The 18,928-nt window shown below is 45.5% G+C and carries 16 protein-coding genes; 3 read left to right on the top strand and 13 right to left on the bottom strand.

Going from position 1 to position 18,928, the window contains the following annotated elements; genetic code table 11:
• Window positions 1-98 precede the first annotated feature (98 nt).
• From hpf to IV55_RS02860, 3 genes are all read right to left on the bottom strand, one after another.
• On the bottom strand, window positions 99-656 hold the full coding sequence (gene hpf, locus IV55_RS02870; RefSeq protein WP_057809177.1) for a ribosome hibernation-promoting factor, HPF/YfiA family: 558 nt from the start codon (window positions 654-656) through the stop codon (window positions 99-101).
• A 189-nt stretch (window positions 657-845) separates the two neighbouring features.
• Window positions 846-1,337 (bottom strand): ComF family protein, encoded by a 492-nt coding sequence (locus IV55_RS02865; RefSeq protein WP_057809175.1) that lies wholly within the window; start codon window positions 1,335-1,337, stop codon window positions 846-848.
• A 179-nt stretch (window positions 1,338-1,516) separates the two neighbouring features.
• Window positions 1,517-2,869 carry an ATP-dependent helicase ComFA gene (locus tag IV55_RS02860; protein WP_057809173.1) on the bottom strand — a complete coding sequence of 451 codons (1,353 nt, stop codon included), beginning with the start codon at window positions 2,867-2,869 and terminating at the stop codon, window positions 1,517-1,519.
• 64 nt (window positions 2,870-2,933) lie between these two features.
• Between IV55_RS02860 and IV55_RS02855 the strand changes: the two genes are divergently transcribed.
• A complete protein-coding gene (locus IV55_RS02855) occupies window positions 2,934-3,569 on the top strand; it encodes a YigZ family protein (protein WP_057809172.1) in 636 nt (211 codons plus the stop codon).
• Window positions 3,570-3,827: 258 nt separating this feature from the next.
• Here IV55_RS02855 and IV55_RS02850 read toward each other — a convergent pair whose 3' ends face one another.
• Entirely contained in the window at window positions 3,828-6,545 is a 2,718-nt protein-coding gene (locus IV55_RS02850; RefSeq protein ID WP_057809170.1) for an HAD-IC family P-type ATPase, read from the bottom strand.
• 220 nt (window positions 6,546-6,765) lie between these two features.
• Window positions 6,766-8,601, bottom strand: coding sequence for an APC family permease (locus IV55_RS02845; RefSeq protein WP_057809169.1), 1,836 nt, complete (start codon window positions 8,599-8,601; stop codon window positions 6,766-6,768).
• 224 nt (window positions 8,602-8,825) lie between these two features.
• Here IV55_RS02845 and IV55_RS02840 point away from each other — a divergent pair, with 224 nt between their 5' ends.
• The gene (locus IV55_RS02840) at window positions 8,826-9,707 is read left to right on the top strand and encodes a hypothetical protein (RefSeq protein ID WP_057809167.1); all 882 of its coding nucleotides are present in this window, start codon (window positions 8,826-8,828) and stop codon (window positions 9,705-9,707) included.
• A gap of 184 nt (window positions 9,708-9,891) precedes the next feature.
• On the opposite strand, the gene groL is transcribed toward IV55_RS02840, so the two are convergent.
• The 4 genes from groL to IV55_RS02820 form a co-directional block, all read right to left on the bottom strand.
• The gene (groL, locus tag IV55_RS02835; protein WP_057809165.1) at window positions 9,892-11,523 is read right to left on the bottom strand and encodes a chaperonin GroEL; all 1,632 of its coding nucleotides are present in this window, start codon (window positions 11,521-11,523) and stop codon (window positions 9,892-9,894) included.
• A gap of 69 nt (window positions 11,524-11,592) precedes the next feature.
• Window positions 11,593-11,877, bottom strand: coding sequence for a co-chaperone GroES (groES, locus tag IV55_RS02830; RefSeq protein WP_057809163.1), 285 nt, complete (start codon window positions 11,875-11,877; stop codon window positions 11,593-11,595).
• A gap of 205 nt (window positions 11,878-12,082) precedes the next feature.
• The gene (gene larD / locus IV55_RS02825) at window positions 12,083-12,796 is read right to left on the bottom strand and encodes a D/L-lactic acid transporter LarD (protein WP_057809161.1); all 714 of its coding nucleotides are present in this window, start codon (window positions 12,794-12,796) and stop codon (window positions 12,083-12,085) included.
• 254 nt (window positions 12,797-13,050) lie between these two features.
• Complete coding sequence (locus IV55_RS02820) at window positions 13,051-13,713, bottom strand: redox-sensing transcriptional repressor Rex (protein ID WP_057809159.1); 663 nt, start codon at window positions 13,711-13,713, stop codon at window positions 13,051-13,053.
• Window positions 13,714-14,047: 334 nt separating this feature from the next.
• Between IV55_RS02820 and IV55_RS02810 the strand changes: the two genes are divergently transcribed.
• The gene (locus IV55_RS02810; RefSeq protein WP_057809155.1) at window positions 14,048-15,994 is read left to right on the top strand and encodes an ABC-F family ATP-binding cassette domain-containing protein; all 1,947 of its coding nucleotides are present in this window, start codon (window positions 14,048-14,050) and stop codon (window positions 15,992-15,994) included.
• 65 nt (window positions 15,995-16,059) lie between these two features.
• Here IV55_RS02810 and tsaD read toward each other — a convergent pair whose 3' ends face one another.
• The 4 genes from tsaD to tsaB are packed head-to-tail and all read right to left on the bottom strand — an operon-like array spanning window position 16,060 to window position 18,849.
• Window positions 16,060-17,088 carry a tRNA (adenosine(37)-N6)-threonylcarbamoyltransferase complex transferase subunit TsaD gene (gene tsaD, locus IV55_RS02805; RefSeq protein ID WP_057809153.1) on the bottom strand — a complete coding sequence of 343 codons (1,029 nt, stop codon included), beginning with the start codon at window positions 17,086-17,088 and terminating at the stop codon, window positions 16,060-16,062.
• 10 nt (window positions 17,089-17,098) lie between these two features.
• Window positions 17,099-17,560, bottom strand: a complete 462-nt coding sequence (rimI, locus tag IV55_RS02800; RefSeq protein WP_057809151.1) for a ribosomal protein S18-alanine N-acetyltransferase — start codon at window positions 17,558-17,560, stop codon at window positions 17,099-17,101.
• Window positions 17,544-18,143, bottom strand: coding sequence for a ribosomal protein S18-alanine N-acetyltransferase (rimI, locus tag IV55_RS02795; RefSeq protein ID WP_057809149.1), 600 nt, complete (start codon window positions 18,141-18,143; stop codon window positions 17,544-17,546). The genes rimI (IV55_RS02800) and rimI (IV55_RS02795) overlap by 17 nt, the downstream gene beginning before the upstream one ends.
• Window positions 18,127-18,849, bottom strand: coding sequence for a tRNA (adenosine(37)-N6)-threonylcarbamoyltransferase complex dimerization subunit type 1 TsaB (gene tsaB / locus IV55_RS02790; protein ID WP_057809147.1), 723 nt, complete (start codon window positions 18,847-18,849; stop codon window positions 18,127-18,129). The genes rimI (IV55_RS02795) and tsaB overlap by 17 nt, the downstream gene beginning before the upstream one ends.
• Window positions 18,850-18,928: the final 79 nt, after the last annotated feature.

The following is an 18,928-nucleotide window of genomic DNA, read 5'->3' as shown; positions in this document are numbered from 1 at the left end:
GGTGATTTAACGGAACGATAATAATCGACTAATCAAAAAGGTGCCCGCAGACATAATTACTTATGTCCACAGGCACCTGCTGATTATTAATTTAATGGTTAGTCGTTGGCGTCAGCTTGTAATAAACCATAACGCCCGTCATTCCGACGGTAAACGATATTCACATCGTTTGTTTCAGCGTCTTGGTAAATGAAGAAATCATGTCCCAACAAATCCATTTGCAAAATGGCCTCTTCATTATCCATTGGCTTTAACTGCAAGCTCTTGGTCCGAACAACATCAAACCGTGCTTCTGGTTGTTCGCTCGTTGCTTCTTCGTCTGGGCGGAAGTCTAAGCCCTTATAACCCTTCTCACGAGACTTGCGGTTAACCTTAGTCTTGTACTTGCGAATCTGACGTTCCAAACGATCCGACATCGTATCGATACTCTTGTACAGGTCACCAGATGTTTCTTCTGCCCGTAGCGTTAAGTATGGTAGTGGAATCGTTACTTCCGCTTTCGCCGTCTTATCTGGGTAGACCCGTAAGTTGGCGTGGGCGACAGCACTGACATTAGGTTCCAAGTACCGTTCAAGCTTAGTGACCTTCTTTTCCACATAGTCTCTGAGTGCATCAGTTACTGCGATGTTTTCTCCACGAGTTTGTACATCTAACATAAAACTTCGCTCCCTTCCGAACTAAGCCCACACTGTGTGCAAGCTTAGGCGCGTTACCGCGTCGTGGTTTCATAATTGCCGATTGAGCAATCATGATCCGATGAAGTTAGGACCACTCTACCTCCATCCGTAACTTCATTATACCCAACCACTCGGCAACACTCAATCAATCTACCTCTAAAAAACGCATTACCTAGCTAATGTAAACCCTACCAGAGAAATCGGCTCAAAGACTTGCAGCGCTTGGGCTGCAAAGTGCATCGTCCGCCCCGTTGTGTAAACATCATCGAAAATTAAAAGTCGCTTATGCTGTAATTGCTGCTTTATCTCAGCGGTGTTGACTGTTTGAAACGGCTGCTCACGATTCATTCGTTGTGCTCGCCGCTGGGTCGACTGTTGAACCTTTTCGGTACCGATAACTTGTAAAGCACGACACTGTACGATTTCAGGCGGTAATAAGCCTTCAGCTTGATTAAAACCTCGTTTGGCAAATGTGTGCTCCGATACCGGCATGACGACTACCGAATCAATTTCCCGTTGCTTAATGACTTGGCCTAGTTCGGTTTGAAAACTGCCTGCCAAACGTAGATCACCCATAAACTTATACTGCTGCATGAATGCTTTCATCGTCGCATCATACTGATATAACGCTTGGTTAGAAATGGAACACACTGCTTTCATCTTCTGCCAACGCTCACAGTCCGCACATGTCCACAGTGGTGTTGTTCCTTGACGGCCACACCTAACACAGGCTGTCTGCAACTCAATTTTAGTAAACTGCTGGCGACAAGTCTCACACATAACTGGTCGTGGTAACTTGCCCCACGCTAACAACTGCCGCAGTGAATACTGAGGTGATATTACTTTTTGACATCGTCCACAGATTGCCACTCTGGCAGTCGCCTCGCTTTCATGTTCAAAAAGATAATTTGGCGCCGTGCCTGTTGCAAAATATGGGTTTTCTGCGCTGCCCACATAATGACGTGACCAGTTGGCCGTTCCTGGCTTCGCCCAGCACGACCTGCAATTTGAACCAATGCAGCGCTTGAAAACACCGGATCATCTGCGCCTAAAACGAGCACATCGATGCCGGAGAAAGTAACACCACGTTCTAAAATCGTTGTGGTCACTAGAAACTGAATGTCGCCATTGCGCATTGCCGCGACCTTTTGTAATCGCTCCGGATCAGCTGCATGCACTGTTGCGAACGCGGCAATGCCGACCTTTTTTAAAGCAGCGGCAACCTGATCAAGCTGTGCCACATGCGGGACAAATAGTAAGAACCGTTGCTTCATGCGCAACCGATGGCTAATTTGCTGTTGTATTTGCATTGGTAACCGTTTGTGCTGTAATTGACGTCGCCATGAAAACGCCAGCTTTATTTTAATCATCGGCAATAAATGGCCATGAAAGCGTAGCGGTAAGTAGCTCACCGTTAATTTCTGTTGTTTCACCTGTCGCAGCAGTTGCTTTCCTGGTGTCGCCGTTAAATATAGACAGGCTGCTTGTGGTTTCAATGCCTGTTTAACAGCAACCTGAAGTGTTTTATCCTGTGCAAATGGAAACGCGTCAACTTCATCAACCACTAAGACATCAAAGGCGTGGTAAAATCGAAACAGTTGGTGGGTCGTGCAGACAGTCAGCTGACAATAGCGATACGGTTCATCTTGCTGTCCATGTAACAACACCATGGACGTATCAGCAAAGGCTTGTTGTAGACGCGGAAATAGCTCAATGCAAACATCCACTCGTGGTGATGCCACCGCAATTCTTTGACCGGCAGCAAGTGCTTGGGCAAGTCCTTTAAACAACATTTCAGTTTTACCTGCCCCTGTTACTGCCCATAATAAATGGCGCCGCTTTTCGGCAAAAACAGTTGCCACTTCATCGGCACATTGGTCTTGCAACCGCGTCAACTCCCCCGTCCAAGTTAGTGGCTGCTTTGTTTCGGAAAACGCATTTGGCTCAGGAATTGTGAAAAGTGCTTCGCGGCTAGTAACACGACCTAATGCAATGCATGCTGGACAATACCAGCCACCTGCAGGCACTCGAACTGCACGCTGCCGATAATGGGTTTGGCACCGCTGACAGATTATCTTTGCACCATCACGCAGCATACCCGGCCGCTGTACAATCCGTGTGTCTGTCAAATCAATCTCGTCAGTCAACTGTGCCGGCGTTAATTGACGCCCAAATAAATAGTCATTAAGCATTCTTAGTCCCCCCTCATCACTCAATACATACGCATTTTTCACGTAATTAATTTTAGGAGTTTTTATGACCATACCTTTTTTATCGTTAGCAGACGCTATAACAAGCGAACAGATCATTAAAAAATCACGTTTCCTCGCTCAAGCAACGCCCATCAGCAGTGAACAGGCTGCGAACGATTTTTTAGAAAGCGTCTCAATCGAACACAAAAGTGCCAATCATCATCCATTTGCTTACGTCCTTGGCGACAACGATGAAATTACGCGGCAAAGTGACGCGGGCGAACCTGCAGGCACCTCCGGCTCGCCAATTCTAAATGTCATCACGCAAAATCACTTACACAACGTGTTGATTGTCGTCACACGTTACTTCGGTGGTATTAAGCTCGGTAGTGGTGGCCTCATTCGCGCATATGGCACCAGCGCCACACAGGTCGTCAACACTGGCCAATTAGTCGTCCGCCAAGCACTCACACGCTTTTCCATCACATTACCGTATGCGCTGGCCGAACCATTGACACATTGGCTAACGGACCGTGTCGTCACTGTTGAACAAACTGATTATGGTGCAGCGGTGACGTTTACCGTACTTGTCACCACAGATGATGCATCATTCATAACCGACCTCACCTCAAAGACAAGTGGCCAAGCACAACTAGAAAAAATCGCCGATGTGTTCGATATGATTCCCTACGAGCGCTAATACTGCAGGCGATGTGACACATCAGTTGCTAAATTGCTTTTTTTACAATTTAAGCTCGTAAATCACAATGAGTCTGTGAACATAACGAATTATGTTCGCAGACTCATTGTTTTTTTGAATTTAAATAACTTAAACGTGCGCCAAACGTCAAGTGACTGTACAAAACTACAAACAACTTACTGGATTGAAAACCAATCCGTACGGTCGTTCTATATCTTGCTCACGACTTCCCGACTTTTGTCCCACTCTCTTCTCTATTTATTTAATCGTTGATACTTGCATCCGTCGTTTGCGCAATGCCATCCGAATCAACTTGTCTGCTTCCGTTACAACTAGCGTGACAAACCCAGCTGCGGCAGCAATCACCCATTGTTGCCAGCTCATTGGTCCGGTCTTAAAGACATCTTGCATAAATGGCACGTAAGCCTGTAGCAATTGAAGCACCATCAGCAAGCCGATTACCACGAAGGCCATGGGGTTGGTCCAAAAGCTCTTCGAAAATGCCAAATGTGGGGTCCGAATGTTAAACAGATAGAATACCTTACCCAAGACGATGACGTTGACCGTCACCGTGCTAGCAATCACCTGACTCACACCCATTCCCGTTAACCAATCAAAGATCCATAGCCCCATTGCCGCAATTAATGCCGACACGTAGGCCATTTGGAACACATCATGGCGATTAAACAGCGTCGCTCCAGTCTTACGCGGTGGGCGTTGCATAATGCCTTGTTCCTCAGGTTCAAAGATAAATGCAAACTGAATCGTCACTGCCGACACCATGTTGATCCAAAGCAGTTGGGTCGGTACTAACGGCAGCTTTTGTTGCATTAAAATACTGAATGCAACGATCAAACCTTCCGCAAAACTTGTCGGCAGCAAGAACGCAATCGTCTTTTTAATGTTGTCATAGAGCCGACGTCCTTCACGAATCGCCTTCGTCATGGTCGTAAAGTTATCATCCACCAAGATCATATCTGCAGCATCTTTGGCGACATCCGTACCCTTGATTCCCATGGCAACACCGATATCAGCACGTTTTAAGGCTGGCGCATCATTCACACCATCCCCAGTCATCGCTGTCACCTTATCATTTTCCTGATAAGCTTTGATGATGGCCAGTTTGTTACTTGGTGTTGTCCGAGCAAATACATCATAACGATGAATATTCGCACGCAATTCTTCATCGGTCATTTCATCAATTTCCGCACCGGTGATTGTATGAATGTTATCAGCTAGCCCAAGTTGCCGCCCAATCGCAGCAGCTGTGTCCGGGTGATCACCCGTGATCATCTTAACCTGCACGCCGGCCGTTCGCATTTCTTTAAGCGCCGCAATCACTTCTTCGCGTGGTGGGTCAATAATCCCAACAATTCCAAGGAACGTAACACCATCTCTTAACGTCTCATGGGTTACTTCATTCACATCGTCTCCGACTAACTTATGGCCGACAGCGACGACTCGCTTCCCTTCATGCGTAAGTCCGGCAATCACTTTGTTCCATTTTTCAACATCGAAACTTGGATCAGCTGCTTGCGCCATTTCATAAAGTTTATCAGGCGCACCTTTAACAAAGACTTCATGGCGCCCATCTGCGTTAACACTCAACCGTGCAATGTAGCGATAATCCGAATCAAACGGAATTCGATCCAACTCTGTGAAGTCCGGCTCAGCCATCCCTAAACCTTTGTGATACAGGGTTAAAAAGGCTCCATCAGTGGGTTCACCATTGATCACCCACTGATCATCTTCTTCTTGCAACATGGTGTCGTTGGCTTCAAAACCTGCAATCAGCAAGGATTCCAGTGTCTTATCAGCGGCAACATCAACCGGTTCACCCGCCTGTGTTATAACACCCTCAGGCTGATACCCGGTTCCACTCACCTGATACTGATGGTCGTCGGTGAAAACATCTTGCGCGGTCATTTCGTTTTTAGTCAAAGTTCCTGTTTTATCAGTGGCAATAATATCAACTGCCCCTAGCGTTTCTACAGAAGGTAGTGTTTTTACGATGGCATTATTAGCAGCCATTTTGTTCACACCCATGGCCAAGATGACCGACGTTGATGCCGGCAGTCCTTCAGGCAAGGAACCGACAACCATTGTGATCACTGCCAGTGCTAGTGTTGGCAACGCATATAAATGTTGAATCCAACCAAACACAAAGAGTGCCACGGCGACACCGATAATCACGTATGAGACCCACGTGCCAAGACCGTCTAATTCTCGCATCAAAGGCGTTTTCGTCTGTTTAACATCGGTCACGTCATCGGCAATTTGACCTAACTCAGTTGCATGTCCAGTCGCCACGACAAGGCCAGTGGCACTCCCATTCGTAACAGCCGTACTGGCATAAGCCATGTTTGTCCGTTCTGCTAACGGTGTTTTTAAATCCGTTAATGGCGCAAAGTTCTTCAGGACAGAATCAGCTTCACCGGTTAACGCTGATTCTTGAATACGTAAATTATCGGCATCAAGAATTCGCATATCAGCCGGTACATTGTCACCCGCTTCAAGGTAAACAACATCTCCCACCACAAGCTGTGTGGCAGAAACATCAATCCGTGTTCCGCCACGAATAACCGTCGCTTCTGTTGAGAGTAACGATTTGATCTTGTCTAACGCATTGCTGGCATTTATTTCTTGAAAATAGCCAATAAATGCATTGATGATAACCACTAACCCAATAACAACTGCATCGGAGTAATGTTGGATAAGCAAAGTAAACGCCGCCGCGAATAACAAAATATAAATAATCACGTTGTTAAACTGGCGTAAAAAGATAACCCATTTGGGCGTCACGGTCGCCGATAACTCATTCGGCCCGTTCTCGGCCAATCGTTTGGCCGCCTCCTGGGTGGTTAACCCGTCTTCCAAATTACTATCAAAAGCAGTTAGTACCTGTGATTCAGACTGTGTAAATAACGGACTGGGTCCAGGTTTAGTGTCCGGTTTGGCAAGTGGTGACTCTTCCATGTTGTAGTGCTCCTTTGGTGTGTAAATTTTTTTGGTAAGAAAATTATAGCATGTATAAGCGCCTAAGTTAAACGGGTAAGCATTCGTCAGCAGCGCTGGACTGTGTCGTGCAGTTCACGCTGAGAACTGCACAGTATATTTCTCTGCTTATTAAAATAACGACAAAAAAAGTGAGACACAAATCGTTGCTTCGACTTGTGTCCCACTCACTGCACTGAAATTATTGTTTTAAATGATAGTTGTACGTTGATACGATAATGTTTTCACGTGAATTCAGCACTGATCGTAACCGCAAACTGGTTTGGTTATGCAAAATGTTTTGCCAAGGTCGCTTAGGTACGAACTGCGGTACTAATACCGTGGTACTGAAGTTTCGTTCAGTCGCCCGCTTCGAAATGACATCACAGAATCGCAATACCGGACCAGAAACAGAGCGATAGGACGAATGAATGTCTACAAACCGTACTGCTGGAAAATCGCGTTTGAATTCATCCACGATTTCCTTTTCTTTACCCGGATTTTGATCAAAGGAAACATGCATCGCAATTACATAATCACCAATGGACTCTGCGTAATCAATGGCCCGCTTGGTCACCCGGGTAACGTTAGAAACAAGCACGATTACCGTTGCGCCATCATAATGATGTGGCGCCGTATCCACGTTTTCAGCCACCCGTAGTTGTTCAGCAATCTTCTTATAATGTTCATGAATCTTATGGAACATGTACATTAATAACGCCATGACGATTGGGTAAGGCCAAACATTCGCAAACCGTGTCACAAATAAGAAAATGGCAATGGCTGCGGAAATGAAGGCCCCCACAAAGTTGATTGCAGCTTTACCTTGCCAAAACCCACCACGTTCGCGACGCCAGTGAATGATCATCCCAGATTGCGATAAGGCAAACGGTACGAAAACCCCAACGGCATAGAGTGGAATCAGCAAAGTCGTTTGGGCATTGAAAATGATAATCAATGCAATCGCGCCTAGTGCCAGCGTAATAATCCCATTGGAATAACCAAGACGATCCCCACGATCCATGTAAGCATGTGGTAAGTTCTTATCTTTTGCCAAGTTAAAGGCCAAGATTGGGAACGCTGAGAATCCAGTATTAGCTGCAACGGCCAAAATCATGGCTGTTGAAATCTGTAACAGGTAGTACAGCAATCCATGTCCGAAGACACCGACACCAATCTGTGACAGAACCGTTTGTGTTGCCATTGGTGTGATTCCTAACCAATAGTTGATAAACGTAATCCCACCGAAGAAGAAGGCTAAGATTGTTGCCATGATCGCCAACGTACCCGCCGCATTTGTCGTCTTCGGCTTTTTGAAGTTTGGTACGGCATTACTGATCGCTTCAACACCAGTCAATGAAGATGACCCTGAACTAAACGCTTTAATAAACAGTAACGCCGTCATTCCTTTAACCGGCGCGCCGATAGCAGATGTGGCGTGGTAAGTGATCTGTCCAGTTGTAATGTTGTAAATTCCCAAGATGATCATTAACGAAATCATCACAACGAAAAAGTACACAGGTATCGTCAAGAAGTTCGCCGATTCACTCATCCCCCGTAGGTTCAGTGTCATGACAAACAGCACGATGACAATTGAAATCCCCACTTGATGGTGATATAACGCCGGAATCGCTGACGTGATGGCTTCTGTCCCAGAGGTCACAGATACGGCCACGGTCAACATGTAATCAACTAGCAATGATCCCCCAGCAACTAAACCGGCAGGGCGTCCCCAGTTCTTTGTGGCAACCACATAAGCGCCCCCACCGGAAGGATACGCATGAATGATTTGTTGATACGATAACGTAATCGCAAGCAACAGAATCAACACGATACCGGCAATTGGCAGTGAGAACCAGATGGCTGTGGCCGATAATGTAACCAGCACAGTCGTAATCTGTTCAGTCCCATATGCCACTGATGACAAAGCATCAGATGATAATAAGGCCAACGCCTTGAACTTAGTAAGTGATTGTCCACCCTCATCCAGGGTTTTTAGCGGTTTACCAATTAACAACCGCTTTAAATAGCGCCACATATTGAAACTCCTTTTTAGCCATTAACAGACTATCAATAATATGTCAGCCAATGCTTCCATTGGTCGGCCTACAACAGCAAAAAAAGCCACTCATCAACTGCAGCTTTCAAGCTTACTCATCTTACACTAGATTAAGCCAAACACCAAATAAACGCCAAATATTTCTTCACGTTCTAATTAACGGTTATAATGACCTCAAGAACGCCACTCGGGGAGGTTTTGTCATGACACTTACCGTACGTCCACTTACAGAGGCCGACACCAATTTAGTCATTATGTACGCCGCGGCCGAACGAGATGATCAATTTAAATATTTTGCCGCAGCAAATCCAGATTTATCCTTTGCGGTCGTAGATGAAAATGAACGCGTGGCGGGATTTATTACCAGCTGGCAAAATCGTTTTCACCCAACTGTCCAGCAAATTCGCATCATCTTAAGCCCGGAGCATGTGCCAGTCACTGCCACAATGGATGCACTCTTATTGAGAGAACGCCAACAACTAGCGCAATTAGCAATCACTCGACCACTTGCGACCATGCTGTGGGAACCGCAAACAAATAAGCAAAACTACTTTGCAAGTCACGGATTTCAAACAATTCGTAAAACATGGTTGCCTGATCTGTGGCTAGACCAACTGCCAACAGCCGCGACAATTGCACCTAGTAACGTCGTCCCCTTGCGATTTTTGTGGGAGGACGTCGACAAAAAGACGGCTGCCATTCAGCTTCTCCAACATCATTATGAATTGACACACACACGTAACCCACCACGCGAACTCAGTGTCGAAGAATGGGCGGCGATGATCGAAAACCAACATGTTTTATTAGATTGGTCGTTGGCGATGGTATCAACCAACCGTGTCGTCGCATTGAGTTTCGTCTTTCCAGGCGGGCCAACCAGTCTAGATTTCGGTTGGCTGACCGATATTAACAACGACGCCACAAACGTAATCGACCTGTTGCAAATTCAATTGCAGTTACTCAAACGGACACAGATCCGCTCCATCTATGGTGAATTAGACAATACTGATCCAGTCGCCATGAAAGTTAAAGAAAAATTCCCCTGGTCACCAGCCCCAGCATGGTTGAGTATGATGGAAAGCTAGAGAGCGGTCTAAAAGTCGGGAAGTCGTGAGCAGGACCTAGAACTGCCGTACGGGTTGGGCTTCTACCCCGGTAGGTAGTTCGTAGTCTGCACAAAGACTTGACTGGACCGTGTTTTCAACGCAAATAGTAAAAGGGTGTGAAGACGAATTCGTCTTCACACCCTTTTAAGATCAGAATCTAAAACTACATCATGCCGCCCATTTGTGCAGCTTGTGCGGCTGCAGCAGCGTCAGCACCATTGTCTTGCTTAGGTTCTTCAGCAACAACAGCTTCAGTCGTCAACAATAATGATGAAACAGAAGCAGCGTTTTGCAATGCTGAACGTGTAACCTTGGTTGGATCCACGATTCCAGCTTCAACCATATCAACCCAAGTGTCATCAGCGGCGTTATAACCAATACCTGGTTTTTGTGACTTGAGCTTTTCAACGATTACTGAGCCTTCTTTACCAGCGTTTTCAGCAATCTGACGAACAGGTTCTTCCAAAGCACGTAGAACGATGTTAATCCCTGTTTGGGCGTCGCCTTCTTCTTTCAAAGCAGCAACTGCTTCAACAGCGTTTACTAAGGCAGTACCACCACCAGATACGAAGCCTTCTTCAACAGCGGCACGCGTTGCATTCAAAGCATCTTCAATCCGATAACGGCGTTCTTTTAATTCAGTTTCAGTAGCGGCTCCGACGTTGATCCGGGCAACACCACCAGATAACTTAGCCAAACGTTCTTGTAACTTTTCTTTGTCAAAGTCAGAAGTCGTTGCGTCCAATTCAGCCTTGATGTTCGCAACGCGTTCATCAACAACTGCCTTGTCTCCTGCACCTTCAACAATAGTTGTGTTGTCTTTGGTGATGGTAACCTTACCTGCTTGACCTAACTGTTCAACAGTTGTGTCCTTCAAGTTTAAGCCAAGGTCATCAGTCACAACAGTCCCACCAGTTAAAGCAGCGATATCTTCAAGTTGTGCTTTACGACGGTCACCAAAACCAGGTGCCTTAACAGCAACAACGTTAAAGGTTCCCCGCATCTTGTTCAAAACAAGCGTTGGTAAAGCTTCACCAGTGATGTCGTCAGCGATGATCAACAAAGCACGGCCTTGTTCAACAACTGATTGTAGTAATGGCAAGATATCTTGGATGTTAGCAATCTTCTTGTCAGTGATTAAGATGTAAGGATTGTCCAAATCAGCTTCCATTTTGTCGTTGTCGGTAACCATGTATTGACTCATGTAACCACGGTCAAATTGCATTCCTTCAACAACATCAGAAGTCGTTTCGATTCCCTTTGATTCTTCAATGGTGATGACACCATCGTTACCAACCTTTTCCATAGCGTCAGCAATCAACTTACCAACTTCTGGATCAGCGGCTGAAATTGAAGCAATCTGAGCGATATCGGACTTTGTCTTAACTTCGTGGCTCATCTTGTGTAAAGCATCAACTGCAGCAGCCGTTGCTTTTTCAATCCCAGTACGAATACCAACAGGGTTAGCACCGGCTGTGACGTTCTTCATACCTTCGTTGACAATAGATTGTGTTAATACAGTGGCGGTTGTTGTACCATCCCCTGCGATGTCGTTCGTCTTTGAAGCAACTTCAGCAACTAACTTAGCACCCATATTTTCAAAATGGTCACTTAGTTCAACGGCCTTAGCAATGGTTACCCCATCGTTTGTAATGGTTGGTGAACCGTAGCTTTGTTCCAAGACAACGTTACGACCCTTAGGTCCAAGCGTTGTTTTAACAGTGTTTGCTAATTTATCAACACCAGCTAGCATTGCGCTGCGGGCGTCTTCTGAAAACTTTAAATCCTTAGCCATGTTAAATTCCACCTCAATTAATATTTATTAATTTCGTTTACGTTAATCATTTAGAGCAACTAACAATTGTTAGTCAACGACTGCAACGATGTCTTTTTCATGAAGCACTAGGTAGTCATTACCTTCATATGAAACTTGAGTGCCGGCATACTTGTCAAACATCACAGTGTCGCCTTCCTTAACGGATGGTGCAACCGTGCTACCGTTGTCTAATACGCGGCCAGTTCCAACTGAGATAACCTTCCCAGTGGTTGGCTTTTCTTGAGCATTGCTAGCAAGCACAATGCCGCCAACTGTCTGCTCTTCTTCTTCAGAAGCTTGTAAAATAACGCGATCTCCTAATGGTTTTAACACGTTAATCCCTCCAATTAAGTTCGTTTTGAGTCGTTTTTTAGCACTCGAATCATCTAAGTGCTAACAACAGAATCAATGATAACCATGCTTGAATTCGAATGCAAGTATTTTGGTCAAAGTTAGTCAAAAAGTTTTTATGGCCATAAAAAAAGAGGTTGCGACATAAAGCCTACTGTCCCAACCTCGCATTGATTAACTTTATCGATTACATGCCCCAAAAAGATTTCATAAATAAGGCGGCGGCCGCTGCACCAAAGAACGGTGCGATCCCAGGCACTAACAATCCGTACTGCCAGTCATTATCAGCCTTATTCTTAATTGGCAAAATAGCATGTGCAATCCGTGGACCCATGTCACGCGCTAGGTTCATCGCGAAACCGGTCGTTCCACCAAGGCCCATCCCAACTGCCCACACCAAAATCCCCACACCAATATCGATACCTGCAGTTTCTTTGGTTGCGGCAATCGCTAGAATACCGGTAATAAAGACAAAAGTAGCGACAAATTCTGAGAAAAAGTTCCGTGGTAAATTACGCACACCAGGTGACGTCGAAAAAATGTTCCGAATGGTCACGGGATCGATTTTACCAACGGAGGCGTCAAAATGATCCTTATACATAACCCACACGATAATGGCACCAACCGTACCACCAAACAATTCAGCTAACGTATATGGAATAAAGCGAATCCATGGAATGTTACCAAGCATACATTGCGCTAATACCATTGCTGGATTGATACAAACATTACCAAAGATAAACAGGGCTACTGAGATGCCGAAGCCCCAAGTTGAAATTGCAAATAAATGGCCAGACCCATTGTACTTTGTCTTATTTAAAACGGTGTCACAATGAACGCCGACCCCAAATAGTATCATCAAAGCCGTCCCCATGAATTCTGCTAATAACTGATGTCCCACTGAAAAATCCTCCAAGAATTGTGTCGTTGACTGATTACAATCAACGTTGGTTTAGTTACGCACTGTATTTATTGCATTAACGCATGTTGCCGAATAAATTAAAAACCGTATTTTTGGCACAAAAAATCCCCATTAGGTAAACAGACTTTGATTATTGGTCCGTCAACCTAGTGAGGAGTCTATCCAGACTGGATCATCGACAATATTTTTGTGCTGTATTCTATATGATGACACGCAAGCTGACACACTAAGTGCTAGTTTTGACCTGCGCGCGTTGTATTAACCAGATCACCGTAATGATCGATAAAGTAAATCAATGTTTGGAGTTCATTCGTCAAATCGACGTTTTGAACACGCACATTTTCAGGAACGGAAAGCCGCCGTGGTGTGAAGTTCAAAATACCGCGAACACCAGCCTTAACCAACTGATCTGTGACTTCTTGAGCTGTATCTTCTGGCACTGTGACAATTGCAATCGCAATTTGTTGTTCTTGTAATTGTTGTTCCATTTCAGTCAGTGGGTAAATTGGCACACCACTTTGCACTGTGTTGATGATGTTATCGTTCACATCAAACGCAGCACTGATCCGGACGTTACTATTTTGATGGAAATTAAAATTAAGCAACGCATGCCCAAGATTACCAACCCCGACCAAGGCCACATTTGTGAGTTGGTCTTGGTTCAGAATCTTTTTAAAGAATTCAATCAGCTTAGGTACATCATATCCATACCCACGCTTACCCAATGCACCAAAGTAAGAGAAATCCCGACGAATCGTCGCAGAGTCAACCTTAACGGCCTCTGATAACTCAGTTGAAGAAACGCGCGTCTTATCTGCGTCTAAAAGAATGTTCAAATAACGGTAATAAATCGGCAGCCTTTTCGCTGTCGCACGTGGAATTCGCTGTTCAGCCACGGCGGTTCACTCCTTTGTCTGGTTCTAAGTTTTAAAATGCTTGTGAAAATCATTTATACGTAAATTATAGCATAAGGGCTAGTATTGTGAAGCATATTTCATACTTCCTTTTGGGTATTTCACAATCTAAATAGGGTATCTCAACTGTTCATTATTCCTTTCATCGGCAATATACCCAGTCTTTGCGAAGCCGACTACACGAACAAATATCAAGTTTGTTTGTGTCCTCACAACGTCATAACAAAATTGCTTCACGAACTTCCTCGGCGACGTTTCGTCAAACTCGCGGACCATGCTAAAATAAACGTAATAACCTTTCTTGGAGGCATCACGCATGCTCGTTTTACAAGTGAATCAAGTTGCCCGCCGTTTTGGCGGCGACACATTATTCGACCAAGTTTCAATGACGGTGAGTGACCGCGGCCGTGTCGGGCTCGTTGGTCGTAACGGTGCTGGTAAATCCACATTGTTGAAAATGATTGCCGGTATCACGGAACCAGATGACGGCACAATTAGCACCGGCAAAAGCGTTACAGTCAGTTATTTGCCACAAGATGCGGGATTAACTTCTAGCAACACTGTCTGGGATGAAATGCTGACAGTGTTTAGCGACCTACAAAAACAAGAACAACAACTTCATCAACTCGAACAGCAAATTGCCGATCCATCGATAGATCATCAAAGTGATGCTTACGTTCGTTTGTTAAATGACTATGACCAGTTACAACACGACTTCACAGAAAATAACGGCTATGGTTATCAAGCGACCATTCGTGGTGTACTGCATGCTTTTCACTTTGAAGCAGATGCTTATGAACGCAATGTCATGAGTTTTTCCGGTGGTCAAAAGACACAGCTAGCACTGGCTAAGGAACTACTCCAGCAACCTGACCTGCTTATTTTAGATGAACCGACCAATCACTTAGACATCGCAACACTGACTTGGTTAGAGGCTTATCTCAAAGGCTATCCCGGAGCTGTCTTGATTGTGTCCCATGACCGTTACTTTCTTGATCATGTCGTCACAGATGTGTATGACATGAATCAACGAACGCTCACCCATTACCACGGTAACTACTCAGCCTTTCTTGAACAAAAAGCGACCCGCATCAAAACTGAACAGCGCGCCTTTGAAAAACAACAAACACAAATCAATGCGCTAGAAGATTTCGTGAATCGCAATATCGTCCGCGCCTCCACTACCAAACGTGCCCAGGCCAGACGTAAGCAACTGGCTAAAATGGATCGTGTCGAAGCACCACAAGATGATGATCAATCGATTCGCATTCGTTTTCAGCCAGGAAAATCCAGCGGTAAAGAAGTCTTGAACGTTAATGAGTTAGCGATCGGTTATGAAACAAGCCAACCACTAGCGCGCAACATCAGTTTTAACGTGGTGAAACAGCATGCAGTCGGGATTATCGGGCCTAACGGTGTCGGCAAATCAACTTTGCTAAAGACACTATTAGGGCAATTGCCGCCACTAGCTGGCACATTTAAAATCGGTGCCAACGTAACTATCGGCTACTACGATCAAGAACAAGCCGTCTTACACGACGAAAAGACCGTTTTAAATGAAGTCTGGGATGAACATCCCCAATTGCCAGAACGCGATGTGCGTACATTATTAGGCAGTTTTCTATTCACCGGTGATGACGTCGCTAAGCCTGTCAGCGCCCTCAGCGGTGGTGAACGGGCCCGCCTTTCCTTAACCAAACTGTCGCTCGACTACGATAACGTATTGGTTTTAGATGAACCCACCAATCACTTAGACATCGATTCTCGCGAGGTTCTTGAAGAGGCCCTGAACGCTTTTACAGGAACGATTATCTTCGTTTCGCATGACCGCTATTTCATCAACCAAGTTGCAACCGAAATTATCGCTCTCGATGCTAGTGGCGCAACCCACTTTGATGGTGACTATGATGATTATCAAGCTGCCATGGACGCACAACAAGCTGTGAGCGACGCTACCACAACTGTCACTGACTCACCATCTGTGACTGCTTATCAGGCTAGCAAAGATGTTCTTCGTGAACAGCGTAAATATCAGCGAGTGGTGACAACGCTTGAGGAACAAATTGAAGCAGTTGAACAAAAGCTAACAGCCGCAAACGCTGCGATGAATTTGCCAGAAAACACCAGTGACATTGGTAAACTAACTGACTTACAAAAAGAAGTCGATGCGCTAACCGCTCAAAATGACCAGCTTTCCGAAGATTGGTCAAACGCCAGTGAAGCACTGGAAACGTTCAATCTGGATCATCAATTAGAGTCATAAAAATGCAAAAGTGGTGTTTAGGACAAGATAACTCATGTCCTAAACACCACTTTTGTATTCTAAATTTATGCCTGCCAAGCAAATTCCAAACTAGGATCAGCATTTAAATCCATCTTGGCAAAATGCTTGTCGGCCAATTCAACATGCGCAGCCGCCCCAATCATGGCCGCATTATCACCACACAATGGTAATGGTGCTGCGACAAGTCGTGTCTGAGGGTACCGCGTTGCCAATGTTTCTTTTAGCGCATCACGTAGGCCATGGTTCGCAGCGACGCCACCGGCAAGAACCAATTGCTGCACGGGATACTTTTCCAAAGCTGCGCTAACTTTCGCAACCAGCACATCAACCACGCTCGCTTGAAAACTTGCAGCTAGATCAGCCCGATTAAGCGTTTCTTGTCGCTGCTCAGCATTATGCACCTTATTAATAAACGCACTCTTCAAGCCACTGAAACTAAAGTCGTAATTAGCTTCATGAATCATTGCTCGTGGAAAATCGTAAACGTCATGACCTTCATGGGCTAGCCGATCAATTTCCTTGCCTGCCGGATAGTTAATCCCTAGCACGCGACCAACTTTGTCAAACGCCTCTCCAGCTGCATCATCACGGGTATCACCGATGATTTCAAACTGATCAGCAGCTGTCATCAACACAATCTGCGTATGACCACCGGAAACCAATAACGCCAGCAACGGGAACGAAAAGGGTTCCACGTAATGGGCAGCGTAAATGTGTCCGGCCATGTGATTGACCGGAATCAAAGGCAATTGATGCGCGAAGGCAAATGTCTTGGCAGCAGTCACACCAATCAATAATGAACCAACTAATCCCGGACCATACGTGACCGCAACCGCCGTTAAATCAGCAACCGTCACATCTGCCTCAGTTAGCGCCTTATGAATACCAATCGTAATTTCCTCAATGTGGTGCCGACTGGCAACTTCTGGGACAACCCCACCGAAGCGCTGGTGGCTCTTGATTTGAGTTGCAACGAAATTACTTAAGATCCGGTTACCATTTTCCACAACTGCGACACTTGTCTCATCACAACTTGTTTCAAACGCTAAAATCAATTCCCGTTCTTGTGCCACAGTTCTCTCCTTATGTCGTCATCTGCATAATCAATGCATCTTCAACTGGGCGGTCATAATAGGCCGTCCGTTTTGCTATTTCAACAAAACCTAATGATATATATAAATGATACGCCGCGTGATTGTGCTGGCGCACCTCTAACGTCACCGTCGTGTTTATTGGCAACCTTTCCAGCCACGTCTTCAATAACAGCTTTGCGAGTCCTTGATGTTGCCAATCCGGAACGACTCCGAGATTAGTTAATTCAGCCTGATCCAAAAGAAATGTTCCGCTTAAAAAACCAACCGGTTCGCTGGCTACCTTGACTAGCCAATACTGACTGGTTGATAGCTGCATATCGCTTTGAATCGTCTGTTTGGACCAAGGCGAACCCGTAGGATAGGCTAAATCAGCCAAATGTCCAACTAACTGCGCATGCTGTGCGGTTTTCTCAGCAGGTAGCGGTTCGCACTGGCTATTTGTTAACTTCATCAGCACTCAACAACGGCATCGCCATGTCCATTGCATCCTCATGATCACCAAAATAGTAGCCACGTTTAATGCCTGTTTGCCGGAAGCCCAGTTTTTGATAAAGCTTCTGTGCACGAGCATTACTCATCCGTACCTCTAGCGTCACCTTATTCATCCCCATATGCCGGGCTTTTCGGACCAACGCGCGCATGAGAAATTCACCAAGTCCGTCCCCTTGCCAATCCGGCAATACGGCGATGTTAGTGATATGTGCCTCTTTTCGCATCAGGTCAAATGAACAGCCAGCAAACGCGATTAACTGATCGTTTTTGCGAATGACCAAATATAAACGGTCTTGCTTACGTTTCAGTTCATTTGCAAACGATTGGGCATCCCAAGGCGTTTTACCATCATAAACAGCACGTTCAACCGCAACAATTTCTGGAATATCAGGAAATTGTGCGCGTCCTAAAAAATACTGGGTGTCGCGAATCATCAATCGGTGATTCTTAATGTCCAAATCTTCGACTTGCTGTTGCCGTACATCGCTTGCAAAGCGCTGACGGTACCATTTTGTTAAGGCTGTCTTATACTTCTTCCACATAGTTAGTGTGTGTCTCTCCCGGGTGTGCAGCGGCCCACTGCGCTTCTGCAGGTGATAACCGCAAATAATTTGGCACGAAGCCATCAATATCAGTAATTGGTGCCATCTTGAGGCCAATTTGTCCCAAGATGCCAGCGTTAGGCAGATTCAAGTCACCTTCAACAAAGCTAACCTGATCCTTTAAAGCAGCCACTAGATCATCGTGAAAACGTGTGGTTTCGCCAACCAACGTGACTGGTTCTTTGAGTTGTGCTAAAGCTTTGGTCCAGGCTTCTAGGTTTGTATGCTGATCAGGTAAAACGGTGACTAACTCACCATTTTCAAACCGGTATGCCCCAGCATAAAGTTGCGTGTTACGTGCGTCAAACAATGGACTAATAATCCCTGTTGATTCCGTCGCGCCAGCCGCTAGCACCCGTAAGCTTGATACACCGACCAATTCAATGTTTAATGTCGCTGCCAATGTTTTAGCAGTGGTGACCGCAATCCGCAAGCCAGTATATGATCCTGGTCCTTGTGCGACCACGATTCGATCCAACATTGCTGGTTGCCAGTCGACGTCAGCCATCAGCTGCACCACAGTTGGCATCAACTGCACGCTGTGATTCAGTTGTGTCGTTGTTGTTTTCTGCGCCACCACCTGCTGATCATCGAGTAAAGCGACGCTCATTGGTTGGTTTGATGTATCTAAGGCAAGTACCTTCATGTTTCTCCTAACTTTCCGTTCAACGTTCTTAGACGTCAATTATCTTAACACAATTCTGGCTTTTTCCCTAGGTGGCAGA

This window comes from Furfurilactobacillus siliginis (genome assembly GCF_001437435.1).
GTDB lineage: Bacteria > Bacillota > Bacilli > Lactobacillales > Lactobacillaceae > Furfurilactobacillus > Furfurilactobacillus siliginis.
This window is presented reverse-complemented; position numbering and strand designations above follow the sequence as displayed.